The 9628-nt window shown below is 51.0% G+C and carries 10 protein-coding genes; 2 read left to right on the top strand and 8 right to left on the bottom strand.

Translation table 11 applies throughout. The features are described 5' to 3' along the window. The first annotated feature begins 527 nt into the window (after positions 1-527). The gene (locus B2067_RS09415; RefSeq protein WP_301388246.1) at positions 528-1799 is read left to right on the top strand and encodes a nitrate regulatory protein; all 1272 of its coding nucleotides are present in this window, start codon (positions 528-530) and stop codon (positions 1797-1799) included. A 128-nt stretch (positions 1800-1927) separates the two neighbouring features. On the opposite strand, the gene B2067_RS09410 is transcribed toward B2067_RS09415, so the two are convergent. The 3 genes from B2067_RS09410 to B2067_RS09400 form a co-directional block, all read right to left on the bottom strand. Then, positions 1928-2251: a DUF6482 family protein gene (locus B2067_RS09410; protein WP_068435937.1), complete on the bottom strand. Its 324-nt coding sequence runs from the start codon at positions 2249-2251 to the stop codon at positions 1928-1930. Between the two features lie 86 nt (positions 2252-2337). Beyond that, a complete protein-coding gene (locus tag B2067_RS09405; protein WP_297531797.1) occupies positions 2338-2631 on the bottom strand; it encodes a hypothetical protein in 294 nt (97 codons plus the stop codon). Between the two features lie 84 nt (positions 2632-2715). After that, positions 2716-3438 (bottom strand): Bax inhibitor-1/YccA family protein, encoded by a 723-nt coding sequence (locus tag B2067_RS09400; RefSeq protein ID WP_297531799.1) that lies wholly within the window; start codon positions 3436-3438, stop codon positions 2716-2718. A gap of 95 nt (positions 3439-3533) precedes the next feature. Here B2067_RS09400 and nhaR point away from each other — a divergent pair, with 95 nt between their 5' ends. Beyond that, a complete protein-coding gene (gene nhaR, locus B2067_RS09395; protein ID WP_068435934.1) occupies positions 3534-4439 on the top strand; it encodes a transcriptional activator NhaR in 906 nt (301 codons plus the stop codon). Between the two features lie 57 nt (positions 4440-4496). Here the strand turns inward: nhaR and B2067_RS09390 are convergent, their stop codons facing one another. The 5 genes from B2067_RS09390 to B2067_RS09370 all read right to left on the bottom strand — a co-directional run. Further along, positions 4497-5627, bottom strand: coding sequence for a putative solute-binding protein (locus B2067_RS09390; RefSeq protein WP_301388245.1), 1131 nt, complete (start codon positions 5625-5627; stop codon positions 4497-4499). 396 nt (positions 5628-6023) lie between these two features. Then, entirely contained in the window at positions 6024-6935 is a 912-nt protein-coding gene (gene secF, locus B2067_RS09385; RefSeq protein ID WP_297531804.1) for a protein translocase subunit SecF, read from the bottom strand. Then, positions 6932-8794 (bottom strand): protein translocase subunit SecD, encoded by a 1863-nt coding sequence (gene secD, locus B2067_RS09380; protein WP_301388242.1) that lies wholly within the window; start codon positions 8792-8794, stop codon positions 6932-6934. Before secD ends, secF begins: the two co-directional genes overlap by 4 nt. Before the next feature lie 60 nt (positions 8795-8854). Next, a complete protein-coding gene (gene yajC / locus B2067_RS09375; RefSeq protein WP_139325749.1) occupies positions 8855-9211 on the bottom strand; it encodes a preprotein translocase subunit YajC in 357 nt (118 codons plus the stop codon). 53 nt (positions 9212-9264) lie between these two features. After that, a partial coding sequence (locus B2067_RS09370) for a tRNA-ribosyltransferase family protein (RefSeq protein ID WP_301388240.1) occupies positions 9265-9628 on the bottom strand: 364 nt, incomplete at its 5' end.

The raw sequence follows: 9628 nt of genomic DNA, 5'->3' as shown, positions 1-9628 counted from the left end.
GGCCTGCAACCAGGGGCACCAATAGTGCTGTGCGGAAGTTATTCAAGGTTCACTCCTCTGGGTCCATGCGCGAGCATTGACGTGCGAGAACAAGTGACTGGAGCTGATCGGGGTTTGGAGTACGAGCCCGGCAAACAAAAGCCACTGTTTTTCTTATTATTTTCTTACTTGTCCGCGGGGTCTAAAACGGCCACACGGAGTAAGACCCGTATTGGGTAGATGGTATTAGATCGTCTTTCCAATAACCATCTGACAAATGTATCAATACATGCCACCCACTCCTTTTGTGACGAGCGCACGTCAGTAGATATTCCCTAACTGCTTGATTCAACAACTTTTCTTTAGCATTACTTTATGAAGTAAAGTGTAAGTAAGGATAACCGCAATGGCGGGCGATGTAGCATAACTGACAACACTCTCATCAGGCCAAGACTGGTCAACTTGTCATCTTTTCGGCCACAGGATAATTCAACTTCCCCCCTCTGAAGCGTATCATCCCCACAAACTATCAGGATTCATTCAGATTCATGCCTCAACTGACCACCTCCGAAGACTTTCTGCTCGCCGCCAAACACGCTGAAATTGCAGCGCTTCAACAACTGCAGGTGAATTGCCGCCTGGTGGGTCGGGTAACGGAACTCATTCACGAACTTCAGCGTGAACGTGGTCTGTCCAACATTTATCTTGTGTCCGACGGACAGCGCTACGCGCAGCAGCGAGCCGATGAACTCGAAGTCACCGGCATTGCCCAGAAGCAGTTCCGGCAGACGCTTACGGAACTCAGTGAAAGCGACTCTCTCTCCCACTCAACCCGACTATTGAGTAGTCTGGCGTTTGTTATTCAATGCCTTGAAGGAATAGACGCACTGCGAGCACAGGTAACCGCGCGCAAAGTGTCGGCCACTGAGAACACCGCACTTTACAGCCGCTTGATTACTGGGCTGCTGACGGTGATATTTGAAGCGGCTGATATCGCCGATGACCCGGAGATCACGCGCGCGCTGGTTGCGCTCTTTAACTTTGTTCAAGGTAAAGAATATGCGGGCCAGGAACGTGCGATGGGATTAATCGGCTTCACCAGTGGGAGCTTCAGCAATGCCCTTCAAGATAAAGTGCACGAGCTACTCGATGCGCAGGAACGCTGCTTCGGTATTTTCACCGAATTCTCTGCCAGTGTTCCTAAAGCGCGCTGGCATCAACTTGAGAGCTGTGAGCCAACGGCTGAACTGGAACGTCTGCGTAAGATGATTGAGCGCTATCGTGCTGATGATGCCTTGCCGACCTCCATCAGTGAAGTCTGGTATGAGGTAGCGACACGCCGTATTGATGAAATGCAGAGCATCGAACTCGATATGACCGGCGACCTGATGAAACTCTGTGAAACCAAAATTAATTCTGCCGAAGAAGACCTGAGGCTCCACCGGGAACACCTGAAGGATCTGGCAGAAGTCAGTGAGCCACCCGAGTCTCCATTAGGCTTGCTGCCTGAATCGACGTTAAATTCGGATAGCAACCTGACACCCGGTGTTAACGTGAAACTGGCGCGTTCTATATCCGACCTTGTTCAGGGACAGGCGGAGCGCTTACAACGCATCAGCAGCGAACTTGCTGAAGCTCGCCAAGCACTCGATGAACGTAAGCTGATTGATAAGGCGAAAGGCTTGCTGATCCAGTCGAAAGGGATCACGGAAGAGGAAGCCTATCGCCACCTTCGTCAGGCAGCGATGGACAGCAATAAGCGTATCGTTGAAGTGGCCATGAACGTGATCAGTGTCGCGGGCATGTTAACGTCGAAATAGATTCACACTATAGCAACCAGCTCCCTTTTCCGGACCGATAAATCAGAGCCGTCTATCAGTGAAAATAACGCACGCATACGAGATACCCGCAATTAAAGGCCTAGCTCACGCGGCCTGAAAGGAAAGATCTACTCGCTATCGTTCGCAGCAAAACCCAGGCCATTGCGCCCCAGCGGCACCTCCATCCGGTTGCTTCCCTGTCGCGTGGGCTGATTCACCATCTCGTCGTAGGCGCTTTCATGCCGCAACACCATATCCTTGACGTTGTAGCCTTCGAATAGAGCTTCAATTTCGAGGGTATTTCGGGCGCGCAATGGTTTTCCTTTCTTGTCAGAGACCAGCAGTTCTTGTCCATCAACCAGGACATTCACCTGATAAAGAGCAAGATCAAGCGACACAATAATGACCTTTTCTATGGGATCTCGTTTATTCAGTTTCTGGAATTGAATCATAGTCTCACCCTAGCCTTTGTATAACTTAAGTATAAGTTATCAGTAACCCCAGCGAATGAGAAGCTGCTCGTAGATGAGGAAGCGCGTTAGTCACCTTGTCGGGTGCGTTTGATGAATCTGGCGTAGCAGTCTGTGTCTACCAAAGTGAAAATGCTGTAGCGCTTTTCGCCAAACTTCACATAGCTCGCAACTTCTTTATGGCGACTCGTGTTGTGTTTCTTGAGAACACGGGCGGGATGGAAGATTTCGCCTTGCTTACGAAAGTAGCTGAGGGCTTTTTCGTCTGACGCGGCCTTTGCGTCACGGTCTGAGCACACGGGCAGAGCCAAGACCGCGGCGCTGTATACGGAAGCCAAGACTAAAAACAGGAGTATCTTCATACATTCAGCTTAGCCCAGAAACAAAAAAGCCGCAGACCTCAGGCCTGCGGCACACCCTCATGAGCACAGAGAGTCAGAGTGTTATCAATCGTCTGAGCCGAATACGCCCAACAGAACAAGGAGGTTCGCAAACAGGTTGTAGATCGCGACATACAGACTGACTGTCGCAAGAACGTAGTTAGTCTGGCCACCACGCACGATGCTGTTTGTTTCATAGCTGATCAGTGCAGCACTCAGCGGAATGACAATCGCAGAGATAGCCAGCGAGAGAGCCGGGATGTTAAACAAGTATCCGACCACGCCACCAATGATGGCTACGATAAAGCCTGCAAACAGAGTCTTGCCCCAACCAGACAGGTCTCGCTTAGTAGACATACCAAATGCGGACATCAGCAGGAAGGTTACGCCCGTGCCGCCCAACGCAAGGCCAATGGTCGCGCCACCGCTTTGCATGCCAGCAACCATGTTCAACATTGGCCCAAGGGTAAAGCCCATGAAGCCAGTAAAAACGAAGGTCAGCGCAATACCAGCAACGCTGTTAGCTGTTTTATGAATAGCAAACATAAGACCGATAGCTACAACCAGAGTCAGCAAACCCAAAGAAGGCGCGTTCACTGCCATAGAGACACCCGCCATAGCGGCACTGAATACCAGCGTCATGGCCAGAAGCGCGTAGGTGTTACGCAGTACTTTTTGTGCATCAGGTGCAAAGGTGTTGCCACCGGTACCAGCCTGATACTGATCAACCGGTATGCTACGTGCAACCGGCTCGTTGTTTTCTGAATTCAGATAATCGGGACGTTTCATAGTCTCACTCCTTTTTTGATTTACGTATTGTATGACGCGTTTTACAACAATAATATTCGTATTAACTATATATGATATATCGGTTTTTACGAAGTATGCACAGACTCAACTATAAGCACCTGCACTATTTTTTCGCGGTCGCAGAAAGCGGTAGCATTCAGGCGGCTGCAGACCGCCTTGCTATCACACCGCAAACCATAAGTGGGCAGCTCAAATTACTCGAAGACGATCTGGGCGAAGCGTTACTGCGCCGCAATGGTCGTAACGTCGAACTGACCGACGCGGGCCACCTGGCATACGAATACTGCAAAGACATATTCCGCTTAGGCGAAGAGATGCAGGAAGTCATGCAGCAGGGGTTGACTACACGCCCGGAAGAGCTCAGGGTGGGCATCGTAGACGCCCTGCCCAAGTCAATTACTCACCAGCTGCTTGCCCCTATCATCGCCAAGAATCCACAGATGAAGCTGATATGCCGAGAAGAGCAGATGATCACCTTACTAGGCGAACTGGCGGTGCACAGACTTGATGTCGTGCTGGCCGATAGCCCCGTGCCACCGGGCATGAACATACGCTGCTTCAGCCATGAGCTTGGTGCCAGCCGGCTTGCGTGCTTTGCTAATGGTCGCTTGCTGGAGGGCAAGTCATTTCCGGAGTGTCTCGTGGATGCACCGCTTCTGATACCGACCGGCTCTTCATCGACGATGCGAACAAACCTGCTGAGCTGGCTCAAACGCCAGGGAATTTCGATGCGAATTGCCGGAGAATTCGATGACTCGGCACTGCTTAAAGCGTTTGGCAGTGAAGGACATGGGTTCTTTTTTGCGCCGGAAGTCATCACAGAAGAGATCTGTCGTCGCTACGACGTCAACGTTGCAGGTACTGTCCCAGAACTACAGCAAGCCTTCTACGCCATCGTTGCTGAACGGCGTCACAGTCACTCTGCCGTGCTTGAATTAACAGAGCACAGTCGAGAACATTTTTGCTCTGAGAACGGTTAATTATTAAAAAAGGCAGCCTGAGCTGCCTTTTGTTCGCTTGTACACACAACATCAGGATTACTCCTTCGGATTACTGCACTCGCTACGGGAAGGGTCAAACTTACAACGAATCTTGCGTTGCAGCCTGAGCATTGCCGGATCGTAATACCCTTCCTCACGGAGTTTGAGACGAACATCCAGAGAATGCTTTTCCAGTGCAGCGATATCCTGAGCACTGTCTTTTGCCCAGAAAGACTCTGGAACAAGCGCCATTTCGTTATCAACGCGACGTGCATAGTTATCGAACTTGAAGAGGAAGTCTTCACGCAGAATCTGAGCAAGCCCCGGAGGAAACTTTTCCGTACGGCCAATTAACTGAATAGTCGATTGAGCCACAGGAGTATCAATAATTGCCACATCACCCGAGATCTGCCCACTACCCATAACAAGGTAGGCGACAATGGGTGACATCATGCCCGCAACTTCATTGTCGGCGTATTTCTGAACGTTGCTCATCATATCGCCGACCACAGCATCAGCACCGAAGGCTTCGGTCAGCCGAGCCATCCCGGGGTCAAACGACTCGGTTGCTATCTTTTTGCCTTTAAAGCTGGCGAGTGAACGGTTACTACGATCGGCACTGTAACGGAAAGAGGAACCCAGAGTAGCCAGGCCGAGTACAACGTAATTATCATCGCCGAGGCGCTGTGCCATGCGCGGATTCGCAATCACCTGCATCAGCAGTTGAACCTGCTGGCGACTCTGCAAACCACCAACCGACTCAATGGTGCCAGCAAAACGGTTGAATTCCATTGCAGCAACACCACGAATCAGGGCGGCATCACATTCTTCGCCGCTGCGAAGCGCCTCGACAAGCTCAGATTCATCCTGATAAGTTATAACAGTGAGGTCCATTCCATAATGAAGAGAACGCAACTTCTGATCTTCAACAGTCGAGGAAATCGGACCAGTTTTACCCAGCGGGTCCCAGACACAGAACGTCCTCAGGATACGGCCGTTAACCATTTCATCCTTCTGCAATTTCTTGAGCGCACGTATGCGCTTCTCAAGCGGCAGATTGGGGTTCATTACTGTTGCTTCGAGCTTTGCGTTTCGTCGGGATTCGAGATCGTCAGCCGCATAAGTGAGTGTTGCGGACGACAGAAACAAAAGACCAAACAGAGTGGCAAACAAGGTTCTGACGTTCATTCTGCTTCCTTCATTATTCTTCTGATAGCTGATTATGATGGCTCACTGGCTTTTGCCCCCAAAAGGTCAGTAGAGAATCAGCAATGCGGCAGCATACCGCTTTCATTATTGTTATAAAGACAAATCCGGCTAACTGTCCCTTAATGACACAAGTTTTGCCGCAAACGTCCTGTTTTGCTCCATCCCGAAGCTTATGTTCCGACCCTACCCGGGACACCCCCATGCCATCCAGTTACATATTGATACCATTCAAATGGCGTAAAATGCAACGCGCCAGTCATGAATGGCGTACGCCGTTACAACAGTACGTCTAAAACAGACGTATGAGTATCTGACCGATAGAACAACAAGAGCGGCTGGGCCGCTCTTATTCATTCCGAAGATAGTAAACCGAAACTAAGGAGCCTCGTCACCCTCTTCTTCTAGCTCTGGCGGTAGCAGGTCTTCGCGACTGACATTGAATGCCAGCAGCAGGTTCGCTGCGATATAGATGGATGAGTAGGTACCTACGCCAACACCGATCGTGAGCGCTAATGCAAAGTTATGGATGATATCCCCACCCAGGAACAAGAGCGCAAGCAGCACAAGAATGGTCGTCAAGGAGGTCATCAATGTCCGCCCCAGTGTCTGGGTCAGTGATTCATTGATGATCTCAGCCGGAGACCCGATACGCATCATACGGAAGTTCTCACGTATCCGGTCAGAGACAACAATGGTGTCGTTCAGCGAGTAACCGATAACGGCGAGCAAGGCTGCCAGTACATTAAGATCAAACTCCCACTGGAAGAGCGCAAACATACCAACAATGATAAGAACATCATGGAACAAGGCCATGACCGCACCGAGTGAAAACTTCCACTGAAAGCGGAATGCGACGTAGGCCATTACGACGAAAAGCGCCACCAGCATGGCGATACCGCCCTGATCACGCAACTCCTCACCAACACTTGCGCCGACAAATTCGCTACGCAGCAATGTCAGTGAATTATCTTCGACATTCGTCTGCAACAACCCGAGAACTTCGTTACCCAGGTCATCACGGAAGGACTCAGACATACGAACCAGAACATCGGTCTCAGAACCGAAGTTCTGCACGACAACATCACGGTAGCCTGCGGTATCAAGGACCGATTTCACCTCAGAGAGAGGAACTGGGGTTTCGTATTCCACTTCAAGCAGCGTACCGCCAGTGAAATCGAGACCGAAGTTCAGACCGCGCATACCAATAGCAACGACCGAAATCAGTAGCAACGTTAGTGAAATCGCCGTCGAAATATGACGGAAACGCATAAAGTTCACAGTATTCATGCCTTACCTCCAATCGACAGGCGCTCTACACGGCGACCACCGTACAGCAGGTTAGTCATTGCACGGGTCACCATGACCGCAGTGAACATAGACGTCAGGATTCCGAAAGACAGTGTGACGGCGAACCCTTTAACCGGACCAGTCCCCACTGCAAACAGAATCACAGCAACAATCAGCGTGGTCAGGTTGGCGTCGAAAATGGTCAGGAAGGCACGGTCATAACCTTCATGAATTGCCTGCTGAGGCGACCGGCCATTTTTCAGCTCTTCCCGTATTCGCGAGAAGATAAGCACGTTCGCATCCACCGCCATACCCACAGTCAGAACGATACCGGCAATACCCGGCAAGGTGAGGGTCGCACCGATAATCGACATCAGGGCAACCAGCAGAACAAGGTTCACCGCAAGAGCAATATTCGCGATAAAACCAAACGCGCGGTAGAACACGAGCATGGCAATCAGAACCAGAGCAAGGCCTGCCATCACAGAGCGTGCGCCCATTTCGATGTTTTCAGCACCCAGGCTTGGACCTACCGTCCGCTCTTCAACAAAATCCATCGGTGCAGCAAGCGCACCGGAACGAAGCAGCAATGCCAACTCATTCGCTTCAGCGGACTGCAGCCCCGTGATACGGAAGCTACTGCCCAGGACGCTTTGAATCGTGGCAAGAGAGATGATCGATTTCTCGACAACCTGAATCGTCTTAGGCTGCTCTACGCCATCGACCATCTCGTAGGTAGTCTTCGGTTTACGCTCCACGAACAGCACAGCCATTCGACGCTGAACCGCTTTCTTGGTCACCTGCGTCATACGCGCGGCACCTTTGCTGTCGAGACTGATATTTACCTGAGGGAAGCTGTTCTCATCAAAGCCAGAGCTGGCATTGGTGACGCTGTCACCTGTTGTAATGACTTTTTTCTCAAGACGCGCAGTGCGGTTCTGGTTGTCACGGAAGCTGTATTCTTCCGTCGCAAAGCGGCTGGCACCCGGTTCTGCTTCAAGGCGAAATTCAAGATTCGCAGCCTTACCCAGAATTTTCTTGGCCTCAGCTGTGTCCTGCACGCCCGGCAGCTCAACCACAATTCGGTTGCGGCCCTGACGCTGAACCAGTGGCTCAGCAACACCAAGTTCGTTAACACGATTGCGCAGCGTCATAAGGTTTTGCTTGAGAGCATAATCTTCGAAATCACGAATTTTCTGCTCGGTCAGCATCAGGATCAGATCGAAGTTGCCATCGACCTCTTCTTCCTGAGGCAGGAACTCACCAGGATAATTACGGCTGATGAAGGTTCTGGCCTCGCTGCGCAGTGCTTCCTGACGGAAGCTCAGGCGAACCTTAGTGCCTTCGACGACGACACGACGGTATTTGATATCTTCCTGACGCAGGCTGGTTCTCAGGTCTTCACGATAGTTCGTGATACGTCCGGAGACATACTCGTCCATATCGACTTCCATCAGGAAGTGAACACCGCCACTCAGGTCAAGGCCCAGCGTCATAGGGCCAGCACCAAGATTGACCAGCCAGTCCGGCGTTGTAGGTGCGAGGTTCAGAGCAACTACAAACTCATCCCCCAGTTTACGCTGAATAGCGGCTTTAGCAGGGAGTTGTGCGTCGGCGGATTCGAGTCTCAGCAGCGCCGTGCTGCCATTAACTTCTTCACCAAAATAACTGATCCCCGCGTCATCCAATGCTTCGCGAACGTTATTCAGGGTGGCAGACGACATTTCAGCACCAGCGCGCGCTGGCGTTACCTGAATTGCTGCATCAGGTGGGTAGAGATTTGGGGCGGCGTAGATGAACGCCAGTGCAACCACCACAAGAATGAGGAGGTTTTTCCACAATGGATATTTATTGAGCATACAACTGCCCTATTCCTTCAGCATAAAAAACGGCCTCAAAGGAGGCCGTTACAGGGTTGGTCAGGCTTTTACTTCTTTGATAGTGCCTTTCGGAAGTACTGCTGTTACGGCAACTTTCTGAACAGGGAACTGAACGCCGTCAGCCACTTCGATCACTGCGAACTCTTCGGTGACCTTGGTCACTTTACCCAGCATGCCACCAGCAGTAACAACTTCATCATTCTTCGCCAGACCTTCAATCAGATTTTTGTGTTCTTTCTGACGTTTTGCCTGTGGACGCCACAGCATAAAGTAGAAGATCGCTGCAAAGCCGAGAAGGAATACCCAGGAAAAGGCATCGCCCATCGCAGGCTGAGGGGCAGCCTCAGCAAAAGCAGTTGCAGGAACAACAGCAAACAGCGCCATTAAAGCTTTCATTCAAATTTACTCCCAATGTTCAGGCATCGCCTGTAAATAAAATTCTTCTGGTCTCAACTTTCTGGTGTGTCCAGCGGCGGAACTTCCCTGCCGCGGCGGGCATAGAAGTCTGAGACGAATGCGGCAAATGTACCTTCTTCAAGGGCACTGCGCAAACCGGCCATCAGCGTCTGGTAATAATGCAGGTTGTGTATGGTGTTGAGCGTCGCACCAAGAATTTCACCGCACTTGTCGAGGTGATGCAGGTATGCACGGCTGTAGTTCTTACAGGTGTAGCAATCGCATTCAGCATCGATAGGACCAGTATCAGTCTTATTGGCGGCATTCCTGAGTTTTACAACCCCATTGTGTGTAAAAAGATGCCCGTTGCGCGCATTCCTGGTTGGCATAACGCAGTCGAACATATCAATACCTCTT

The sequence above is a fragment of the Thalassolituus sp. UBA2590 genome, from assembly GCF_002339775.1.
Classification (GTDB): Bacteria; Pseudomonadota; Gammaproteobacteria; order Pseudomonadales; family Oceanobacteraceae; genus Thalassolituus.
This window is presented reverse-complemented; position numbering and strand designations above follow the sequence as displayed.